This is a genomic window from Actinomycetota bacterium (genome assembly GCA_030019255.1).
In the GTDB taxonomy this organism is placed as follows: Bacteria; Actinomycetota; Geothermincolia; order Geothermincolales; family RBG-13-55-18; genus Solincola_A.
Window position 1 is genome coordinate 23,932 of the sequence record JASEFK010000009.1, and the last position, 20,855, is coordinate 44,786.

Genomic DNA, 20,855 nt, shown 5'->3' on the forward strand with positions numbered 1-20,855 from the left:
ATAAACCATTCGTACCTTGTTCTACGTTATCGTGGCGTATATGACACGGCAGGAATCCCGAACGGCAACACCTCTTTAGGGCCCGGCATTACCAGGGTTCATGCCTATCCTGACCTTGAGCTGAAACATCTCGCTCAGCTGACCCAACTGCTCGTCGTACAGAGCCAGGTTAAGTCCGTAGATTCCCGAATGATTCGGCGGCCTTACCAGGATCGGGACCTGCATCGTCTGTCCGGCGGCGAGGTCGCAGGGGAGAAAGGAGATGTGCTGGTCCCAAGTCCATTGATTTCCTTGCGACCATCCCACCCAGATCCGAACTAGGCCGTAGGGATATTCCTCCACCCGCCCCTGGTCCCAGTAGGCCATCCAATAATTCTGACCCGTGTTCTCCACCTGGAGCACAACGGGGTAGAGTCCGCCACACAGGGGGATGTCCAATGCGTTGTTGTCTCCGGTTAAAGACACCTTTCCGTTCAGAATGCCCGACCCGACCAGCTCTTCGTAACCGCGAAGCGTGATGTTAGAAGAAAGGGAGCGTGGCGCAAAAACGCCTTCATCCAGGCGGATCTCCAGGTGGTAATCCCCGGCCGAGGGTGTGCTCGGCACCTGGAGAGGGATGGAGGTCATCTCTCCCGGCGCCAGATACAGAGGAATGCGGAAGGTTCCCCGGACCTCGTAATCAACCTCGCCTTCGAAGCGGGCGATGAAGGGTTGCGCCTCCTCAACGGCCATGACGAACGGTTTCCCGGAGGGATTACGCATAACGAGCCCTAGATTCAGGCGTTCCCCTTGAGGTGCGGAATCTGGGGAGGCAAGGGTAAGTTCGAGCTCCCCTACCTCCGCGAGTTCGTGTTCCTTCACCCGGAAGACGGTCTGGTCTCCGAAGTCCCTCTCCAGGTCGAGTCCCGGAGAGAAGAGCAGTTTTTCCCGCAGCTCCTCGCTTGCGCCCTCCTCGGTCCATTCCCAGTGCCAAATGACGTAATCTACATGGAGACCGGCCAGGAGGTCGACGGTCCTTGTGGACGGGAAGGCGGTCATCTCGTTGTATATGCGTCGGTAGAAGTAGGGGAAGTATGAGCTACGCCCGTTAACGATTTCTTTCCAGTGATAGGTACTGTAGTACATCGCTAGGCCATCATGATCGATATATTCCACCGGGTCCGCGGTCATGAAGCCAAGCTCCCACCCGTCGTAGGTGAGGGCGCCCTGGGCTATAGGTGGGGAGGGAAGTTCGATGAAGCGAGCACCATCTTGCTTCGAAGCCCAACGGTAAACCTCTGGAACTTCCTTACCAACCGCAACCCGGTAGATGGGGATGTTGAAAGTGGCCATCTCAAGTACCAGGAGGACAAGGAGCAGAAAGGGAAACGCCTTCACCACGGACAGCCGTAGGCGGCTTCTTTTCCGGATGACGGCCATGCGAGTGAGGAGATAGGCTGCACCGTATCCCGCCAGGCCGGCGATTCCTAGCAGGGCGAGGAGGTATATCCTCATGGGCGTACGGGTGAATTTCAGGATTCCGAGGTTATAGGGAATGGTGTAAAAGGGGTTACTCAGTTTTCCAAAGCGGGGCCCGAAAGAGAACAACAATCCTACTGCCGTTAGAAGCAAGAAATAACCGGCATCACGTTTGGTCTTCGAGGTTTGCAAGGGCATGTGCCTGGTTCTATCCGGCGTCGGTTCTCCGTTCCAAGGGTCCCTTTCCAGGGCAGGCATTGTCTCATCGGGGTCACCGGGATCTTCATTTGCGGAAACGGTTCGGCCCCTCACGCGGCGGTAGAAGGCGAACAGTCCGAACAGGAAGAGAATGATGACCGAAAAGCCGGGGAACAATGCCACGCCACGGAAGGCCATGATAGTACGCAAGGGACCGGGAGCTTTTCCGTAGAACACGCTCTGGGGAAGAACCCGCAGAAAATCCGAGGCGTGAACGGAATAGGGCACGGTTTCCGAGACCGATCTCTCGAAACCGGGGAGGCGGGAATGAGTCCTCAGGTAGGGGAGCAGAAGCGGTATCAGGAGCGGAAATACGACTATCAGGGATAAAGTGGACAGGCCTATTCTTTTCCATTCCGTGCTTCTGCGTGAAAAGATGGCTTTCCAGAGCAGAAGGAGTCCGGCGGCGAGGGTACAGAACATGGTGTAATGCCAGCTGGAAAGGGATTGAAGCAGGAAGAAAAGGGTGAATAAAAAAAGATGTTTTTTAAGACCTATGTCGAGGTATCGATGAAGGTAGAGCAACATGAAAGGCATGAATGGCGAGAAGAGGAACCAGAGGTGATCCGGTCGGGCCATGCGGAAGGGAGCAAAAGCGAATATCGATCCCGCCACGAGACCCGCCATGGGATTTCCGGTCAGTTCTTTGAGAAAGAGGTAAGTACCGAAGGCGGTGAGAATCAGCGAGAAGAAGAGAAGGAAGTTAAAAGTTATGATCGGGTTTCCGGTTATTAAAAATATTGGAGCGCCGCAAACCCCGAGGATGAAAAGGTGCTCCGAGTAGGTGTTAACGTCCCGCGAGGGATAGATGATATTGCCCTGGAAAAAGTTGCCGGGATCGGTGAAAATCTTGCGAGCATTCCAGGAGGTAAGCCAGGCGGCATGGAGGGAATCACCGAAGCCTCCCAGCTCCCCGGTGGGCTTGTATATCCCGTTGTCGCCGGGAAGCGAATTATGGACATGTAGGGCCAGCGGCCAGGTATATAGCACCGAAACCAGGAAGAAAAAAATAATTACCGCCGCATATTCAGCTCTTACCGGTTTTACCCTCATCTTAATCCAGTGAAGCTTTGCCCATCACCTGGTCTTTCGCTACGAAAAATTCTATCTGCCGTCCGGGATATCCTTTAAATCTCGGCCATGACCAGTTGACAATTTAGTGGATATCATAAAATACTATATAGTCAATAATTATATCTATTTTGTTTTATCGTGTCCGGGCATGCACGTTCCCCCGGGAGGGCGTGAAAAGGCCGAGATTCTTAATTGCAGGATTCATGGCGGAGGAGGCTTGTGGTGTCGAGGGATGGATGTAAAACCTTTAGGAGGCAGGCAAATCCATGTCACGGTGACGGAAGCGGCCGTAAACGCAGCCCGATCGGGACTTTTATTGGAAGAGGATTTGAAATCAGTGCATGATGTAGCGCATGGCAAACTTTATGAGAATAATATAATGATTCGTTGTCAGTTTCGGGCAGGGAGGAAGGATGATAAGCGCGAGCGGATCCGGGCTGGAGAAGGAGATCGAAGCCCGCAGCGGCGAGAAGGTACGGCTCTGCTACCAGTGCGGTAAGTGCAGCACGGGGTGCCTCTTCAGCCCGGCCATGGACGTTCTTCCCCATCAGGCTATGAAACTGGTGCAGCTGGGGCAGCAGGATAGGCTTCTCGCCAGCCGCACCATCTGGATCTGCGCCTCCTGCGTCACCTGCACGGCCCGCTGTCCCAACGACATCGACGTGGCCCGGGTGATCGATTCCCTGCGGGAGATGGCCCTGGAAGGAGGGGTGAAGCCCGCCGAGAAGAACATCCCCCTGTTCCACTACTGCTTCCTGGGCAACATCCAGGCCACGGGGAGGATAAGCGAGCCCGTGCTCATGGGGGCTTACAAGGCGCTGTCCGGAGACCTCTTCAGCGACCTCGGACTGGCGGTGGAGATGCTCCGCAAGGGCAAGATAAGGCTCATCCCCAGCCTGGCGCGTGGACGCCGCGAGATCCGGCGCATCTTCCGGGAGAGCAGGAAGAAGGGAAGCGCGGGGGTGTGAGCCGGGAATGAGGACCTACAGTTATTACCCGGGTTGTTCCCAGCTCTCCTCGGCGGAGGAGTACGGGGATTCGGCGGTGAAAGTAGCCGGAGCCCTGGGCGTCCGGCTGGAGCCCCTCCCCGACTGGAGCTGCTGCGGCGCCTCCTCGGCCCACATGACCAACCATCTCCTCTCGGTGGCCCTCCCGGCACGGGACCTGGCCCAGGCGCGGGAGCTGGGGAAAGACCTGGTGGTGGTCTGCGCCGCCTGTTACCACAACCTGAGATCGGCCCGGGAGGAGCTCCTCCAGGATGAGGCGCTGGCCTCCCGGGTGGAGGAAATAATAGGTTCCGACCCCCGCTTTCGAGGCCGCATAGTCCACCTGCTGGACGTCATTTACGAGGAGGTGGGCCTGGAGGCCCTGCGGGAGAGGGTGGTCAATCCCCTCCGCGGGCTCAAGCCGGTCTCCTATTACGGGTGCCTCATGGCCCGTCCCCGGGGGATGATGGAGGGCGACAACCCCGACCATCCCACCCGCATGGACGAGTTGCTATCCGCCCTGGGGGCGGAGGTGAAACCCTGGTCCTACAAGACCGACTGCTGCGGGGGAAGCCTCTCCCTCACCCGCACCGACCTGGTGGTGGGGCTGGTGAACCGGCTCTTCGAGGCGGCGGAGGAGGCCGGCGCCGACAGCCTGGTCACCGCCTGCCCCATGTGCCTGGCCAACCTGGAGATGCGCCAGCGGGAGGGAAGGCTGCGTTTCGGCCATGAGCACGACCTCCCGGTATTCTTCTTCACCGAGCTCATCGGCCTGGCCCTGGGGATGGAGGAGGCGGAGGGCTGGCTTTCCAAGCACCTCCTGGACCCGCGGCCCCTCCTCTGGAGGACCGGGATACCCACGGGGGGATAGGGATGGCGGAACGGGAAAAGAGGATGGAAAAACACCCCGGAGGACCTGGAGGCAAGAGCCCCCTGGGTTCGGTGATGGTGGTGGGCGGTGGCGTGGGCGGCATCCAGGCCTCCCTGGAGCTCTCCGGGTTGGGCTACCGCGTGTACCTGGTGGAGTCCTCCCCCTCCATCGGCGGGGTCATGGGCATGCTGGACAAGACCTTCCCCACCAACGAGTGCTCCATGTGCATCCTCTCCCCCAAGATGGTGGAGGTGGCCTCCGACCTGAACATCGAGGTCATCACCCTGGCCGACGTGCTCTCCGTGGAGGGGGAGCCGGGAGAAATGCGGGTGCGGCTGCGCCTGCGGCCCCGCTACGTGGAAGTGGATAAATGCACCGGGTGCGGGGACTGTACCGCCAAGTGCCCGGTGAAGATACCCGACCCTTATAACGCTAACCTGAACACCACCCGGTGCATCCGGGTGCCCTTTCCCCAGGCGGTCCCCGGGGCAGCGGTCATCGAGGGCACGGTCTGTCGCTACCTCACCAGGGGGAAGTGCGGCAACTGCGTGAAGGTATGCCAGGCGGGAGCCGTGAACTTCGAGGACCGGGAGCGGGAGGAAACCCTCGAGGTGGGGATGGTGATCGCCGCCCCCGGCTATCGTCCCTTCGACGCCTCCCGGAAGACGGAGTACGGGTACGGAATATATCCCAACGTGGTCACCTCCCTGGAGTTCGAGCGTATCCTGGGGGCCAACGGCCCCACTCAGGGACACGTGGTCCGGCCCTCCGACGGGCGGGAGGTAAGGAAGCTGGCCTTCATACAGTGCGTGGGGTCCAGGGACGTGACCGTGGGCAACGGGTACTGCTCCAGCGTGTGCTGCATGTACGCCACCAAGCAGGCCCTCATCGCCAAGGAGCACCTCCCCTCCATCGAGCCCACCATCTTCTTCATCGACCTGCGAGCCTACGGGAAGGACTTCGAGAAGTACTACACGGGAGCGGAGTCGCGCCACGGCGTTCGCTACGTGCGGGGGCTGATCTCCGGGATACGGGAGAAGCAGCGCACCAAGAACCTGCTCCTGCGCTACCTGGATGGCGGGGGGCGCATGCGGGAGGAGGAGTTCGACCTGGTAGTTCTTTCCATCGGCCTGGAGGCACCCTGCGGGCTGGCCGAGGGGTTGGGCCTGGAGGTAAACGAATACGGATTCGCCCGCTCGGACCCCTTTTTGCCCGTCCTCTCCTCGCGCCCGGGAATCCTGGTCTGCGGGGCCGCCCAGGAGCCCAAGGACATCCCGGACACGGTGACCCAGGCCACGGCGGCGGCGGGGGTGGCTTCCCTTGAGCTGCACCAGGCCCGGGGGACCCTGCTTACCCGCCGCGAGCATCCCCCGGAGAGGGACGTGCGCGGGGAGGAACCCCGGGTGGGGGCCATAATCTGCCGCTGCGGGTCCAACATCGGGGGCTTCGTGGACGTGCCCGCGGTGGTGGAATACACCCGCACCCTTCCGGGAGTGGTCTTCGCCGAGGAGAGGCTTTACGCTTGTTCCCAGGACGCCCAGGAGTGGATACGCCAGGCGGTGGAAGAGCACCGATTGAACCGCCTGGTGGTGGCCTCCTGCACCCCGCGTACCCACCAGCCCCTCTTCCGGGAGACCTTGCGCTCGGCGGGGATAAACAAGTACCTCTTCGAGATGGCCAACATCCGGGAGCACTGCTCCTGGGTGCACATGCGGGAGCCGGACCGGGCCACCCGCAAGGCCAAGTACCTGGTGAGGATGGCCGTGGAGAAGGCCAGGCGCCTGGAGCCCCTGGCGGAGGGGGAGAGCGAGGTCATCCCCCGCGCCCTGGTCATCGGGGGAGGGGTGGCGGGGATGAACGCCGCCCTGCACCTGGCCGGTTCCGGCTTCCCGGTCTACCTGGTGGAAAAGGAGGACGAGCTGGGCGGCCTGGCGCGCAACGTGCATTTCGACTACCGGGGCGAGGATGTGCAGGCCTACCTCCGGGACCTGGTGGAAAAGGTGAAACGGGAGGAGCTCATCACCGTCTTTACCGGGCACCGGGTGGTGGACGTCTCCGGTTTCGTGGGCCAGTTCCGCACCCTCATCCGCGACGGCGAGGGGCGGGAAACCCTACTGGAGCACGGGGCGGTCATCGTGGCCACCGGCGGCGGGCGGTACCAGCCCACCGAGTACCTTTTCGGGGAGGACGACCGCGTTCTCACCCAGTGGGACCTGGAGGCCAGGCTGGCCTCCCGGGACCCGGGGCTGCGGGATCTCAGGCGCGTGGTCATGATCCAGTGCGTGGGCTCGCGGGACGAGGAGAGACCCTACTGCTCCAAGGTCTGCTGCACGGAGGCGGTGAAGAACGCCCTGGCCCTGAAGGAGCTGAACCCGGGGGTGGATGTATTCGTCCTCTACCGGGACGTGCGCACCTATGGGTTCAGGGAGGACCTCTACCGGAAGGCCCGGGAGGCCGGGGTGGTCTTCCTGCGCTTCGATGACCAGGTACGACCGCGGGTGACGCGCTCCGAAGGGGCCCTGCGGGTCACCGTCCCGGAGGCGGGGCTGGGCGAGGAGGTGACCGTGGACGCCGACCTGGTGGTCCTCTCCGTGGGCATCGTGGCCAACCCGGACAACGCCGAGTTGGCCCCCATGCTCAAGGTCCCCCGCAACGCGGAAGGTTTCTTCCTGGAGGCGCACATGAAGCTGCGCCCGGTGGACTTCGCCACCGACGGCGTTTTCGTGTGCGGCCTGGCCCATGCCCCCAAGTCCATCGAGGAGTCCGTGGCCCAGGCGGCTGCCGCGGCGGCGCGGGCGGAGTCCGTGCTGTGCAGGGAGAAGATAATCACCGAGGGCGTGGTGGCCGTGGTGGAGGAGGAGAAGTGCTCCGGGTGCGGCATCTGCGTGCGACTGTGCCCCTTCGAGGCGGTGACCCTGGACCGGGAGAGAAGGAAGGCCTCCGTCAACCCCTCCCTGTGCAAGGGTTGCGGAACGTGCACCGCGGCCTGCACGGCGGGGGCCAGCAGGCTGCAGGGGTTCCGGTCCGACCAGATATGCGAACAGATTGAGGCGGCGGCCACCGCCTGGGAGGGTTGAGGGTCGTATAGGCGGCGAGGTACGGAGATGGCGGAGACGGAGAAGAAGCAAGGTGAAGAAGGACGGGGTTCCACGGACGACGTCCGCATCCTGGCCTTCCTGTGCAACTGGTGTTCCTACGCCGGGGCGGACCTGGCCGGGGTCTCCCGCCTGCAATATCCACCCAACGTCCTGGACGTGCGGGTGATGTGCACGGGGACCATCAGCCCCTACTTCGTGGTCAAGGCCTTCCAGGAGGGCATGGACGGGGTGCTCATCGCCGGATGCCACATAGGGGACTGCCACTACCTGAAAGGGAATTACATGACCGCCAAGCGCTTCCTGGTGCTGCGCGAGGCCCTCAAGTTCCTGGGGCTGGAGGAAAGGCGCCTGCGCCTGGAGTGGATTTCCGCGGCGGAGGGAGAGAAGTACGCCGAGGTGGTGCGCTCCTTCACCGAGCAGGTCAAGGCCCTGGGGCCCTCGCCCCTGCGCCGGAAACCAGTGCGCCGGGGAAGGGAGGCGGGGGAGCGGGCTGAACGGAGGGCCGCATGGTAAAACATGGCAAAGGGAGGAGGCGCCGAAGAACGCCGGGGATGGGGTTCCCCCTCCGGATCTGGTGCGGCCTGGGGAGCGGTCACGGATGGAGGGACCGGAGGAACCCGGCGGGGGACAGGTTCTGGCGCTCCGGGGCGAGCGGTGGAGGTTGAAGCGGAGAGGAGTACATAAGCGGTCGGATCATGGAAGGATTGAAATCCCTGGTAAGGAAGAAACTGGAAGAGGGTGCGGACGCCTTCCTCTGCCTGGTGGAGGAGGAGGGAAGTCCCCTCCCGGCTTTGATCACCGATCCCGGTTCCCCGCAACTGGAACGGCTGACGCTGGGCGACACGCGGTATCCCCTGGGGAGGCTCCTCGTCGAGCTCCTGCGGGAATACCCGGAGCGACGCTTTGCCGTCCTGGTGCGGGGCTGCGACGAGCGCGCCCTGGTGGAGCTGGCCAAGCTGGAGCAGGTGGACCTGGACCGGGTGGAGCTGGTGGGCCTGGCCTGCACGGAGGAGGAGGCTAGGGCCTGCGGTTGCCGGCAGCCCTATCCCGGCCGGGTGGACCTGGGGGAGAGGGCGGAGCCGGCACCCTCCCGCGAGGTCATCGAGGAGGCGGAGTCCCTGCCCGACCCCGAGCGCCTGCGCTTCTGGGAGGAACACTTCTCCCGGTGCATCAAGTGCTACGGGTGCCGCAACGTATGCCCCATGTGTTTCTGCGAGGACTGCGCCCTGGAGAACCCGCAACTGGTGGAACCCGGTGTTATCCCGCCGGAGTTCCCTTCCTTCCACCTCGTAAGGGCCCTGGACATGGCGGGGCGTTGCGTTGACTGCGGCCTGTGCGAGGAGGCCTGCCCGGCGGGGATACCGCTGCGCGCTATCTACCGGAAGATGCAGGAGGTCATGGAGGAGCGTTTCGGGTACCGCCCGGGCGAGGACCCGGATCGGAGAAACCCCCTGAGCGAACTGGGCACCGAAGAAGAAATCAAAAAGATCATGGGGTCAGATCTTGAATTTTGATACCCCCCCGGGTATCGAGGGATGAAAAACCGGTATGAGGACCAACGTAGAGACGAGGTAGATTCGATGGCGGACAAGGAGATCGATTTCCGGATGGTGCCCTCCACCTGCGTGTACTGCGGGACGGGATGCGGGGTGCTCCTGCGGGCGAGCAACGGCCGCCTGACGGGGACCCTTCCCCAGAAGGACCATCCCGTGTCGCGCGGGACCCTCTGCATCAAGGGATGGGCGGTTCACGAGTTCGTGCACAGCCCGCGCCGCCTAACCCGACCCCTGGTACGCCGGAACGGTGAGCTGGTGGAAACGGACTGGAATACGGCGCTCCAGGTGGTGGTGGAGGGATTGCAGAAGGCACGGGATGAACACGGTCCGGACGCCGTGGGCTTTCTGGCCTCCGCCCGTTGCACCAACGAGGAGAACTACCTGCTCATGAAGCTGGCCCGCGCGGTGGTCGGCACCAATAACGTCGACCACTGCGCCCGGTTATGACACGGCCCCACGGTCGCCGGTCTGGCGACGGCGCTGGGCAGCGGGGCCATGACCAACTCCATCCAGGACCTGGAGGAGGCGGAGGTAATCCTGGTGGTGGGCTCCAACATCACCGAGCAGCATCCCATCATCGGAGAGAGGATACTTTCCGCGATGAGGAAGGGGACCAGGCTCATAGTCATCGACCCCCGCTCCATCCACCTCAGCCGCTTCGCCCAAGTCTACCTACGCCCGCGACCGGGTACCGAGGTGGCCTACCTCAATGGCCTGGCCAGGGTCGTGCTGGAGGAGGGGCTGCAGGACAACGAGTTCATCGCCTCCCGGACCGAGGGCTTCGAGGAGTTCCGGAGGGCGGTGGCCGAATACACCCCCGAGCGGGTGGAGGAGATATCCGGGATCCCGGCTGCGGACCTGGTGGAGGCGGCCCGCCTTTACGGGAGCGCGGACAGGGCGGCCATCGTCTACTGCATGGGGATCACCCAGCACGTCGCCGGCACGGACAACGTCCTGGCCGTGGCCAACCTGGCCCTGCTCACCGGCAACATTGGCAGGCCGGGCACGGGGGTCAATCCCCTGCGGGGCCAGAACAACGTCCAGGGGGCATGCGACATGGGTGGCCTCCCCAACGTGTTCACCGGCTACCAGAAAGTGGAGGACGAGGAGGCGGCGCGCAGGTTCGAGGCCGCTTGGGGAGTGGAAGGGCTTTCCAGGAAGCCGGGGCTCACGGTGGTGGAGATGACCGAGGCGGCCGCCCGGGGCGACCTGCGGGCCATGTACATCATGGGAGAGAATCCCATGGTCTCCGACCCGGACGTCAACCACGTGCGGGAGGCCCTGTCCAGGCTGGATTTCCTGGCCGTGGCGGACATCATGGACAACGAGACCCTGCGCTACGCCCACGTGGCGCTTCCCGCCGCCTCCTTCGCCGAGAAGGAGGGGACTATCACCAATACCGAGCGCAGGGTGCAGAGATTACGAAGGGCCGTGGAGCCTCCGGGAGAGGCCCGTCCGGACTGGGAGATAATCTGCGAGCTGGGAAGGCGTATGGGAGGGGGCGGTTTCGATTTCGCTTCCCCGGAGGAGGTCTTCGAGGAGATAAGGATGGTGACCCCCAGCTACGCGGGGATGACCTACCGGCGGCTGGGTACGCGGGGACTGCAGTGGCCCTGTCCCACCGAGGACCATCCCGGGACGCCCATCCTTCACGTGGAAAGTTTTCCCATCGGGAAGGGGAGGTTCACCCCGGTGACCTACCGCCCACCGGCCGAGGTGCCGGACGAGGAGTACCCCTTCATCCTCACCACGGGGCGCATCCTTTTCCAGTATCACACGGGGACCATGACCAGGCGCTCACCTTCCTTGGTGAAGGAAGTGGACCGCCCCTTCGCGGAAATAAACCCCGAGGACGCGGAGGAGCTGGGAATCGTCGACGGAGGACGCGTCGTCCTTTCCTCGCGCCGGGGCAGCGTGGAGGTGGAGGCCCGGGTAACCGACCGGGTGGGGAGGGGCGTGGTCTTCATGCCCTTCCACTTCGCCGAGGCGGCGGCCAACGTCCTGACCATCGCCGCCCTCGATCCCGTGGCCAAGATCCCCGAGCTCAAGGTCTGCGCCGTCAAGGTACAAGGGGTCAGGTCTTGAATTTTGATACCCCCATGGGTATATCTTGTTCCTCGCGATAAACCTGATTTCTCGTTTGCGGGTATTTTTATCTCGGATGGCCGGTCACTTGACTGAATGTATAAAGTATATTAAGTTATAAAACATTAATAATATAAATAATATAACAATATGGTATTAGATTTACTGAACTATCGGATCGAATAACTCCCATGTCCAGGCCTCTTAGACTGCAGGTAAGAGAATGGGCTTTACCATATCACTTCGCGCGGCAATGAGAAGGTTAAATCTTTCTAGACGATCAAGACCGTTACGTCTTTCTGAAGAAAATTTCCGAGGTCGCCGAGCGTTACCGGTGGACTGTGTACGCTTACTGCCTTATGGGAAACCACTATCACCTTCTTCTAAGAACAGAGCAGGCCAACCTTTCCAGGGGAATGCGCCAGTTGAACGGGGTATATGCGCAGTATTTCAACCGGTGCCACGAGAGGGTAGGTCATGTCTTCCAGGGAAGGTTCAAGGCCTTCCTTATTAAGGATGAGGAGAGGCTCCTGACGGTAGCTCGCTACGTAGTCCTCAACCCTGTGCGGGCCGGCATGGTGGAAAGGCCGGAGGATTGGAAATGGTCGTCTTATCGGGCAATGGTAGGCTTGGACAAGCCGAAAAAGTTTCTGAACGCGAGCCATATCCTGTGCTTGTTTTCCAACCTAAAAGATGAGGCTATAAGGCTTATGTGTCCTACGTCCAGGAGGGCATTGAGGCACCATCGCCCCTCGCGGGTGCGCGTGGGGGTATCATTCTGGGGGAGAAAGAGGCGGTCAGGGAGATCTTCGAGGAGGTTGGCCGGAATTTCGACCTGGAAATACCCAAGAGGGAAAGATTAGCGACATAGTGCACGACCTTCCGCTGCAGGGTGGCGGGTATGACCGCCCCCGGGTGTTTCCGCTCAGCGGGGAAATCCCTGAGAAGCACCGTCCAGTGATACCTCCCAAGGCGGCCTTAATTCGAAGAAGGTCTGTACTGCTCCTCAATATCCCCGGGGGTATCAAAATTCAAGACCTGACCCCGTTAGGCGCCGAACTTGGTGAGACGCTGGGCGCAGGCCAGCATCATAGGCAGGAGGTCCAGGGCCGGGAAGGTCCCCAGGATACCGCGGGCGCAGGCCCTCTCCCCGAAGGAATCCACGTCGTCCCTCCTCTCCCAGCGGGAATGGAAGATCAGGGGGGAAGGGTGCCAGCTGTGGGCCTTGAGGAGGGCGGGGGTGGAATGGTCGCCGGTCACCACCAGGACCTCGGGCTGGAGCTCCAGTATCCGGGGCACGGAGGCGTCCACCTCCTCGATGCAGGCCACCTTGGCGTCGAAGTCGCCGTCCTCGCCCCGGCTGTCCGTGTACTTGTAATGGACGAAGAAGTAATCGTACTTTTCCCAGGCTTTCGCCAGGGCCTCCACCTGGTCGGCGAAGGAGGGACCGGTTTCCACCAGTTCCATGCCCACCAGGCGGGCCACGGCGCGGTACATGGGGTAGGTGGCCACCGCTCCCGCCCGTATGCCGTAGAGGTCGGTCATGAGCGGGATGTCCGGTTTCCTGGCGAAGCCGCGGGTGAGCAACATGTTGGCCGGGTGCTCGTCAGCGAGCAACCGGGAAGCTTCTTCCAAGTATTTATTGACCAGGGCCGCCGTCCTCTCCGCCGCCTCGTCCCCTTCCACGAGGGGACGGCAGGGCAGGGGAGGTACCCCCGTCTTCTGAGGGTCGGTGTCCGAGATGCGTTCGGATAGGCCCTCGCCCCTCAGCACCAGGGCGGCGCGGTGCTCCTTCTCGGGGCGGATTATCACTTCCGCTCCGTCCAGCCTGATGGCTGAGAGTTTCTCACATAACCGGGCGTTTTTCTCCGTGGGTATACGCCCGGCCCGCCGGTCGGTTATCACCCCGTCCTCGACGGTGCAGAAGTTCACCCGCGCCGCGAGGTCGTCGGGGCCCAGGTCCATGCCCACCCCTAGCGCGGAGAGCACCCCCCTTCCCACCTCGTAACGTACCGGGTCGTACCCGAAGAGGGCCATGTGGGCGGGGCCGCTTCCCGGGGTGATGCCCGGGCCCACGGCGTGGATCAGCCCGCAGGCGGAGTCCCGGGCCAGGGCGTCCAGGTTGGGCGTGCGGGCTGTCTCCAGCTCGGTGAGGCCGGTCTCCGGGTGGGGAAGACCCCCCAGGCCGTCCAGGACCAGGAGAACCATTTTGGACCCGGCTGCCGTTCGCAGGCTGGATATAAATTCCATGCGGTTCACTTCCACGACCTCCTTGTGTCCCGCCAACATTATATACGGAGAGGAGGCCCGGAGGATCAACGGGAAGGGAGCATGGGGGCGTGGAACGGAAGGGAAGATGGATATCAGCCGGAGCGATACAGGAATATGAATGTGCACCGAAAATATAGGAAGAGGGATATGCAGCGAAACGAGGTGACCGCTGTATTTCATGGTTATCAATGTTTACGAACGCGTGGTTACAAGTAATATCATGGTTAAAAAGGCGGGATTACGAAGGCGTGGTCACGAGGAATCGCGGCGCGAGGGGAAGAACAGCGTGTGACAATGGTCCGGTACCGGAAGCGCGGTCACGGGTTCCCTGGGGGTGGGAGGGCTTGGCCGCTTGCTAAGGATGACCGTTCCCCAGGCTCTACCTTCCCGGGGGCTCCTCCCCGGTGTCGGGACCGGAGGCGAGGTGAAAGCGATGAACCTTGACGGGAACCGGAAGGCCCCGACATCACTGGTATGCGCGTTAAGGCCTGATGACAAGGCGTAAATACGGATACCCCTCGGCCCGATCGATGGCGAGGTGCGGTTGATGGCTGGAAGACTCAAAACGTTGTGGGGCAGGTGGTGGGTGGTGGTGGTCGTCCTGGCCGCCCTGGCCGCCTCCGTGCCCATCCAGTACATGGTCCGCCGGGAGGTGGTGACGGGCCTGGCTTCCGAACACGCCCACTCCCACGCCCATGAGCACGAGGAAGATCACGAACACGAGGAAGGACACGTCCACGCCGAAGAGGAGGAACACGGCGAGGAAGGGCACCCGGCATCGGATATCCCGCTGCACACCAACCTGATCAGCAACTACAGCTTCGAGGTGGGCACGAGGGAGACTATCTGGGGGTGGGCCAAGAAGGGAGAGGAGCGGGGCGCGCTGGTCTTCAGGGACCGGCAACGTTCCTACAAGGGGTTCGCCAGCGCGGCGGTCAGTTCACAGGAAAGCGACTTCGTGGATGCCGGTTGGTACACGATGCTGGGACAGACGCCCGTGGGCCACGACGCGGTCTTCAGGGGCCAGGTGCGCACCGAGGGTTTGGAGGGGCAGGCATACCTGGGGATTATCGTCCGGGGCGCCGGTGAGGAAGAGGCTAAGCTGCGCACCCTGGTGGTTGCCTACTCCGACCGGGGGGAGGGAACCACGGGGTGGACGCCGGTGGAGCTGCGCTGCTACGTGCCCCTGGAGGCCCGCGAGGTGTGGCTGGAATGCGGGATGTACGGGAGAGGCAGGGCCTGGTTCGACGACGTGTCCCTGGAGGTGGAGGAGAGGGAGGAATATCCTCCGGCGGGGGTGAACCTCCTCGGCAATCCCTCCTTCGAGGAAGGGGCGAGGTACTGGCACCTATTCTTCTCCGGGACGGACAGGCCCCCCGTTTACGGCTCCGAACCCGGCTGGTCAGGGAAGGAACGCTCCCTGCGGGTAGAAAACCAGCCGGGCGCCGACCCCTCGGCCCATACCGGGTTTTACCAGACGGTGCCGGGGCTTTCGGGGCGAAAGGGGTCCCTGCTCCTGCGGGGTAGATTACGCGCCCAGGCCGTGTCCGGCAGGGTATGGGTGGACGCGGTAGCCTTCGGGGTTTCCGGCTCCTTGGGATTCATGGCCTCGCGGGAACTGGTCGGAAGCACGGGCTGGGAGGAATTCGAGGCCCGGATTCCCCTGGACGGAGGTGCGGACAGCCTCATGGTCCGCTTGAACGTGGAGGGGGCGGGGGCTCTGGTGGCGGACGACCTGGGGGCGGTGTTCATCCCCTCCGGGGGCAGTTGAATCACCCGTCGGCGATATGTGGCGTGGGGGCGCCAGGCAGGGCATTATCAGGTCTCGCCTGCACCCGTGGATCCCGCAATCCTCCGTCGGTAGATGGTAGAAGGCTTCGAAGGGCGAGCAACCTCACTCCCGGGTACGTTCGGCACCGGGGGGGCGGATCGGCGAATGACCACGGAAATTACTGAGTTTTTCCGTACCGACATAAACACCGCACCTTCCTCACCTACACCCGTAGATTCCGGCAGGAGGACCGGGCGGAGCCGACCCGTGCTGACCCATGGGGTCAGCGCCGCACTGCGCTCACGTTCTCCAGGTTGGAGAGGTCGCGGGGCGTACCCAGGGCGATGAGCAGGTCCCCGGCGTCCAGGCGGGTGTCCTTGTCCGGGCTGGTGTTGAACTCGCCGTCGGCCGCCTTGCGCACGGCCACGATGAGGGCCCCGGTACGAACCCGGATGTCCATCTCCCCGATGGTCCTGCCCGCCAGCTCGGATCCCTCCTCCACCACCAGTTCCTCCAGGCGGTAGTTCAGGGAGATGCCGTGGGCCACCAGGTCCAGGTAGTCGAAGACGCTCGGTTTCAAAAGGAAGGTGGCCATGCGCCTCCCGCTCAAGGCGTAGGGGGAGATGACCCGGTCGGCGCCGGCGTAGAGTAGCTTGTCCACCGAGTCCGGGCTCACGCAGCGCGTCACGATGGTCACCTCCCGGTTGAGGCTCCTCGCCGAGAGGGTGGTGAAGAGGTTGTCGGCGTCGTTCTCCAGGGCGCACACCACCCCCCGGGCCCTCTCCACCCCGGCGTTGAGGAGCGCTTCCGTCGAGGTAGCGTCACCCTCCAGGCAGAGGTAACCCCTGTCCTGGGCCACGGCCAGCCGTTCCGGATCCTTGTCGATGACCACGAAATCGGCCCCTGCCTCGGCCAGGGTCTCGCACACCACTTCCCCCACGCGCCCGAACCCGCAGACCACGTGGTGGTCCCGCAGCTTCTTTATCCTGAGATCCATCCTTCTCCTCCCGAAGATCTCCCGCAAGGCCTCGCCGAAGGTGTAGCTTATCAGGCCGGATATTATGAAGAAGAGGCTGAAAACCCCGGTGAATATGACCAGGATGGTGAAATACATTCCCGCCTGGGACAGGGGACGGACCTCGCGGAAGCCCACCGTGGAGATGGTGATCACTGTCATGTAGAGAGCTTCCGTGTAGCTCATGTGTTCTATGGCCATGTACCCCACCGGGGCCAGGGCCAGGAGCAGGACCAGGAGGGACACGGAAAAGAAGAGCCTGCGGTGCATGATCAGATCCCTATGAGGAAGGGGTTGGTGCGCTTCTCCCAGCCCACCACCGTGGAATCCAGGTGGCCGGGAAGGATGCGGGTATCGCCGGGCAGGGTGAAGACCTTTTCCTTGACCGAACGCAGCAAGGTTTGCATGGAGCCGCCGGGGAAGTCGGTGCGGCCGATGGAACCCCTGAACACTAGGTCCCCGCCGAAGAGCACGCCGTCGGTGAGGAAGCACACGCTCCCCTCCGAGTGCCCCGGGGTGTGCAGCACCTTGAACTTCATCCCGCCAAGCTCCAGTTCCTGGCCGTCCTCCAGGGGCAGGAACTCCTCCGGGAGATCCAGGTCGTCCAGCCCCAGCATCCTCAGGAAGAGGGGAGGGATGGACTTCACCATTTCCGCGTCCGCCGGGTGCATGTAGGCAGGCGCCCCGGTGGCGTCCACGATTTCCTTGAGGCCTATGAGGTGATCCGGGTGCCCGTGGGTAAGCAGCACGGCTTCCAGCTCCAGGCCGTGGTCCTCGAGGTATTTCAACACCTGCGAAGGGGAGACACCGGCGTCGATGAGCACCGCCTTCTTCTCCTCCTCGTTGACTGCCAGGTAAGTATTGCTGCCGAAAGAATAGTCGGTAAAGGTGATTATCTCCACGGAAAACCTCCTCTTCTTCACCCCGCCCCCGCCGGACCCCGAAGTCGCCTCGCTAAGCGTCCGGGTCCAAGCCGACCGGGCTAGGATTACTTCCGCGGCAGGGGTACAGCCCCTCCGCCCGCATACGGTGCTCCCTCACGTCTCGTCAAACCTTATGGAAACCTGATGGAATTATAAAACACCTCCGAGCGGCGTGTAATAAACAAGGGGGTTGTACTTCGATATTTGGCTGCTCCGCCCAAGAAAAATGAAATTTTCCAGTCGTTTCGGGAACCGAACATTGAAAATAAGACCCCCTTACCTTCTTGTGGCAGGATACCGAAAGATTATTAAAGGAGAAGGAGGTTCTGTTTTGACGCCGGTAGTTCTGTACATCGACGACAGCGGGGTGGAGCGCAGGATAGTGCAGCGGCTCCTTGAGGACGACGGTTTCCGGGTTTTTACCGCCGAGAAAGCGGAGGAAGGCCTGGAGATGGCGGCAAGGGTGCGCCCCGACATGATACTCCTGGACCTCCACCTGGAGGGGACGGAGGGCTGCCAGCTGGCGGAGCGCCTGCGGGAGATGCCCGGACTGGAAAAGGTTCCCATAGTGGCGATCAGCGCTTCCCTGAAGGATGAGGAGCGGCCGGAGGTACTCGAGCGTTTCGACGGTTACGTCCAGAAGCCGGTGGACGTGGATCTCTTCCCCCGCATGGTGCGGGAGTTCATGTGGCAGGGCGCAAGGGAAGGGCATCCGCCGGTCCAGGGCCTCCCGTCCGGGAAGGGAATTGCCGTCAGCCCATCCGGTGGGGCGGCGGTTAGCCGGGGTTCGGCAACGCAGCCGGGCCGGGAGGGGGAAAGAGAAGGAGAACGCTCTCCCGACGCTGAAACCCGGGAGCTCCTGGAAGCTCTGGAAAAGGTGCGCTCGGTCATGTCCCATGACCTGCGAACCCCGCTAACGGTGATGATCTCCTACGCCAGCACGGTAAGCCGGGGAAAGGTGGGCGAGCTGAACGAGCGCCAGAAGGAGATGCTGGACCTGGTGGTCCAGCATGGCTTCCAGATGGACGCCCAGATAGCGGAGCTGGTGAAACTGGCCAGGGATACCCTGCGGCGATTCGGCTATAAACCTTAGACCTTCAAACCAGCCTCGTAGCCCTCCTGGATGGCCTCGATGGCCTTGCGCGCTTCCCGGGCGTCCCCGACCAGGTGAACTTCCAGTCCCGAATCCTTGAGCTCCTCGTAGAGGCGGTTCTCCGGGCAGCTTCCCACGGCGATGATCACCGTGTCCGCGGGTATGGACTCCTCCTTTCCCTCCACCTCCACCACCACTCGATCCGGCTCGATACGCCTGGCGGAGGCGTTGTTCCGAACCTGGATGCCCAGGTTGCGCATGTCCTGGAGGATGGTCCAGCGGGTGGAGATGCCCACATCCCGGCACACCTTGTCCAGCATCTCCACCACCGTGACCCGCTTGATGCCCCGGCTGCAAAGTTCCCGGAGGGTCTCCACGTCCTCCCCGTTGTTCATGAAGAGGAAGAAAAGGGTCTCCGGGGAGATGGTGCCAATGCTGGCCACGTACATGGCCGTCTCCGACCCCACGGCTCCGCCCCCGATGATCACCACGTCCCGACCCTCGGGGTCCCGCTTTCCTTCCAGGATATCCCAGGCCATGACCACGTGGGGCTGGTCGATGCCCGGGATGCTGGGGACCGCCTGGCGCGCCCCCGTGGCCACCACCACCGACTCGAAGTCCTCCTCGCGGAGGAGGTCGGCGGTGACCTCCGTCTCCAGGCGCAGCTCCACTCCGGCGTTATCCAGCTGGGTTTCCAGGTCCTCGATGGCCGTCCAGAACTCCTCCCTGCCCGGGGGAACGGCGGCCAGGTTGAGCTGTCCTCCCAGGTAATCCTTCCTTTCGAACAGGGTAACCTGGTGGCCCCGCTCGGCGGCGGTCAGGGCGGCTTTCATCCCCGCCGGTCCGCCTCCCACCACGGCCACCTTGCGGGGCCGGGCCGCCGGCTCCACCCTGTATTCCAGCTCTCGCCCCGCCCGGGGATTGAGCATGCAGGTCACCGGCTGGAGGTAGAAGACGTGGTCGAAGCATCCCTGGTTGCAGCCAATGCAGTGAGTGATCTCCTCATACCTGCCCTCGGACGCTTTCAGGGCCAGGTAGGGATCGGCGATAAGGGCGCGGGCCATGCCCGTGAGGTCGGCCATGCCCATGCGCAGTATCTCGTCGGCCACGAAGACGTCGTTGATGCGATTGCAGGCGATAACCGGCACGCCCACCTTCTCCTTGACGTGGGCCGCCAGGTAGGCCAGGCCCCCGCGGGGGACGGACATGGGGAGCTGGGGCACCCGGGTCTCGTGCCATCCCCCGGTGACGTTAATGAGGTCCACGCCGTGCTTTTCCAGCTCGGCGGCGAAGAGCGCCCATTCGCGGTTGGTATTTCCGCCCTCCATGTAGTCGTGCCCGGCGATGCGGAAGCCGACGACGAAATCGGGCCCCACCGCCTCCCGCACCGCATCGGCCACCTCCAGGCCGAAGCGCATGCGGTTCTCCCAGGAACCCCCGTACTCGTCGGTGCGCAGGTTGGTCACCGGGGAGAGGAACTGGCAGATGAGGTAGCCGGTGCAGGCCAGGACCTCCACCATGTCGTAACCCGCTTCCTTGACCCGGCGCGCCGCGTCGGCATAAGCCCGGATGGTCCTCTGGATGTCCTCCCGGGTCATCTCCCTGGGGGTTTCCCGGGTGAAGCGGGAGGCCACCGGGCTGGGGGCCAGGGCCTGCCTCCCCTCCATGGAGATGGAATGGGAATAGCGCCCGGCGTGGTAGAGCTGGCAGGCGGCCGCGGCGCCGTGCTTCTTGATGGCCTGGGCGAGGATACGGTGCCCCTCCACGCAGGAATCGTCCCGCAGGTCTAGCATCCAGTAGGCCCCGGCGTAATCGTCGATGATGGCTCCTCCCACGATGATCAGCCCGGTGCCGCCGCGGGCCCTTTCCTCGTAGAAGGCCACGATGCGGTCGTTCACCCGTCCGTCGGGGGTGAAGTTGAGGTGCATGGCGGTCATTACGATACGGTTCCTGAGCTCCAGGTCCTTGATGCGCAGGGGGGTCAAGAGTTTTTTCAGCATGGTCTTCACTCCTTCGACGCGTCGTGTCCCGCCGCTCCGCCGGCGGAGGCTCGGCTGGCTTTTTATCCTGTTGTCATACACGGCAGATCGTTGCGCCTCGCTTGGGAACTCCCTTAAGCGTAGACCGGCTGCCCGTCTTCCCGCCGCCATGGCGACGTATGCCGCTACCCTATTCTATGGTTACCGGCGAACGGTGGAAACGGCGATCCCCGGGATTTGCCGGCGGTCGAGCCATGAGGCCGCAGGGAGTTCCCATCCAACGCGGGTGGGAAGGACCAAATGGAGAACCGGCCGCATCCGGGTCCGCGGACCTCGTGTCCGTATGGTGGCGCCGGATCCCCGGGTGCCGGACCCGGTGGGATCTCCTTTCTCCCTCCCTGCGGGCGGGGTCGCGCC

General features: G+C 62.9%; 14 protein-coding genes. 9 read left to right on the top strand and 5 right to left on the bottom strand.

From position 1 onward, the window contains the following. Nucleotides 1-75: 75 nt before the first annotated feature. On the bottom strand, nucleotides 76-1,893 hold the full coding sequence (locus QME84_08930) for a hypothetical protein (GenBank protein ID MDI6874387.1): 1,818 nt from the start codon (nucleotides 1,891-1,893) through the stop codon (nucleotides 76-78). 333 nt (nucleotides 1,894-2,226) lie between these two features. Here QME84_08930 and QME84_08935 point away from each other — a divergent pair, with 333 nt between their 5' ends. From QME84_08935 to fdhF, 7 genes are all read left to right on the top strand, one after another. Next, entirely contained in the window at nucleotides 2,227-2,451 is a 225-nt protein-coding gene (locus QME84_08935; protein ID MDI6874388.1) for a hypothetical protein, read from the top strand. Nucleotides 2,452-3,203: 752 nt separating this feature from the next. Beyond that, entirely contained in the window at nucleotides 3,204-3,758 is a 555-nt protein-coding gene (locus tag QME84_08940; protein ID MDI6874389.1) for a 4Fe-4S dicluster domain-containing protein, read from the top strand. Nucleotides 3,759-3,765: 7 nt separating this feature from the next. Then, the gene (locus QME84_08945; GenBank protein ID MDI6874390.1) at nucleotides 3,766-4,647 is read left to right on the top strand and encodes a CoB--CoM heterodisulfide reductase iron-sulfur subunit B family protein; all 882 of its coding nucleotides are present in this window, start codon (nucleotides 3,766-3,768) and stop codon (nucleotides 4,645-4,647) included. A gap of 2 nt (nucleotides 4,648-4,649) precedes the next feature. Further along, the gene (locus QME84_08950) at nucleotides 4,650-7,724 is read left to right on the top strand and encodes a CoB--CoM heterodisulfide reductase iron-sulfur subunit A family protein (GenBank protein MDI6874391.1); all 3,075 of its coding nucleotides are present in this window, start codon (nucleotides 4,650-4,652) and stop codon (nucleotides 7,722-7,724) included. Nucleotides 7,725-7,751: 27 nt separating this feature from the next. Next, complete coding sequence (locus tag QME84_08955) at nucleotides 7,752-8,258, top strand: hydrogenase iron-sulfur subunit (protein MDI6874392.1); 507 nt, start codon at nucleotides 7,752-7,754, stop codon at nucleotides 8,256-8,258. A 182-nt stretch (nucleotides 8,259-8,440) separates the two neighbouring features. Then, entirely contained in the window at nucleotides 8,441-9,259 is an 819-nt protein-coding gene (locus tag QME84_08960) for a 4Fe-4S ferredoxin (GenBank protein ID MDI6874393.1), read from the top strand. A gap of 66 nt (nucleotides 9,260-9,325) precedes the next feature. Next, complete coding sequence (gene fdhF, locus QME84_08965) at nucleotides 9,326-11,386, top strand: formate dehydrogenase subunit alpha (GenBank protein ID MDI6874394.1); 2,061 nt, start codon at nucleotides 9,326-9,328, stop codon at nucleotides 11,384-11,386. A gap of 1,047 nt (nucleotides 11,387-12,433) precedes the next feature. Here fdhF and QME84_08970 read toward each other — a convergent pair. Then, entirely contained in the window at nucleotides 12,434-13,636 is a 1,203-nt protein-coding gene (locus QME84_08970) for a 2,3-bisphosphoglycerate-independent phosphoglycerate mutase (GenBank protein ID MDI6874395.1), read from the bottom strand. A gap of 568 nt (nucleotides 13,637-14,204) precedes the next feature. On the opposite strand from QME84_08970, the gene QME84_08975 reads away from it, so the two are divergent. Then, nucleotides 14,205-15,428: a hypothetical protein gene (locus tag QME84_08975; protein ID MDI6874396.1), complete on the top strand. Its 1,224-nt coding sequence runs from the start codon at nucleotides 14,205-14,207 to the stop codon at nucleotides 15,426-15,428. 283 nt (nucleotides 15,429-15,711) lie between these two features. Here QME84_08975 and QME84_08980 read toward each other — a convergent pair whose 3' ends face one another. Both QME84_08980 and QME84_08985 read right to left on the bottom strand, forming a co-directional pair. Then, nucleotides 15,712-16,713: a potassium channel protein gene (locus QME84_08980; GenBank protein ID MDI6874397.1), complete on the bottom strand. Its 1,002-nt coding sequence runs from the start codon at nucleotides 16,711-16,713 to the stop codon at nucleotides 15,712-15,714. A 2-nt stretch (nucleotides 16,714-16,715) separates the two neighbouring features. Next, complete coding sequence (locus tag QME84_08985) at nucleotides 16,716-17,366, bottom strand: MBL fold metallo-hydrolase (protein MDI6874398.1); 651 nt, start codon at nucleotides 17,364-17,366, stop codon at nucleotides 16,716-16,718. Nucleotides 17,367-17,697: 331 nt separating this feature from the next. Between QME84_08985 and QME84_08990 the strand changes: the two genes are divergently transcribed. Then, nucleotides 17,698-18,459 carry a response regulator gene (locus tag QME84_08990; GenBank protein MDI6874399.1) on the top strand — a complete coding sequence of 254 codons (762 nt, stop codon included), beginning with the start codon at nucleotides 17,698-17,700 and terminating at the stop codon, nucleotides 18,457-18,459. Here QME84_08990 and QME84_08995 read toward each other — a convergent pair. Beyond that, entirely contained in the window at nucleotides 18,456-20,459 is a 2,004-nt protein-coding gene (locus tag QME84_08995; protein MDI6874400.1) for an FAD-dependent oxidoreductase, read from the bottom strand. The two genes, QME84_08990 and QME84_08995, sit on opposite strands and share 4 nt — an antisense overlap. Nucleotides 20,460-20,855: the final 396 nt, after the last annotated feature.

Excerpts from the sequence above, each read along its gene's own strand:
- QME84_08935 (MDI6874388.1), top strand. The coding sequence starts at position 2,227 with ATGAAGGTAGAGCAACATGAAAGGCATGAATGGCGAGAAGAGGAACCA.
- QME84_08940 (MDI6874389.1), top strand. The coding sequence starts at position 3,204 with ATGATAAGCGCGAGCGGATCCGGGCTGGAGAAGGAGATCGAAGCCCGC.
- QME84_08945 (MDI6874390.1), top strand. The coding sequence starts at position 3,766 with ATGAGGACCTACAGTTATTACCCGGGTTGTTCCCAGCTCTCCTCGGCG.
- QME84_08950 (MDI6874391.1), top strand. The coding sequence starts at position 4,650 with ATGGCGGAACGGGAAAAGAGGATGGAAAAACACCCCGGAGGACCTGGA.
- QME84_08955 (MDI6874392.1), top strand. The coding sequence starts at position 7,752 with ATGGCGGAGACGGAGAAGAAGCAAGGTGAAGAAGGACGGGGTTCCACG.
- QME84_08960 (MDI6874393.1), top strand. The coding sequence starts at position 8,441 with ATGGAAGGATTGAAATCCCTGGTAAGGAAGAAACTGGAAGAGGGTGCG.
- QME84_08970 (MDI6874395.1), bottom strand. The coding sequence starts at position 13,636 with ATGGAATTTATATCCAGCCTGCGAACGGCAGCCGGGTCCAAAATGGTT.
- QME84_08975 (MDI6874396.1), top strand. The coding sequence starts at position 14,205 with ATGGCTGGAAGACTCAAAACGTTGTGGGGCAGGTGGTGGGTGGTGGTG.
- QME84_08980 (MDI6874397.1), bottom strand. The coding sequence starts at position 16,713 with ATGCACCGCAGGCTCTTCTTTTCCGTGTCCCTCCTGGTCCTGCTCCTG.
- QME84_08995 (MDI6874400.1), bottom strand. The coding sequence starts at position 20,459 with ATGCTGAAAAAACTCTTGACCCCCCTGCGCATCAAGGACCTGGAGCTC.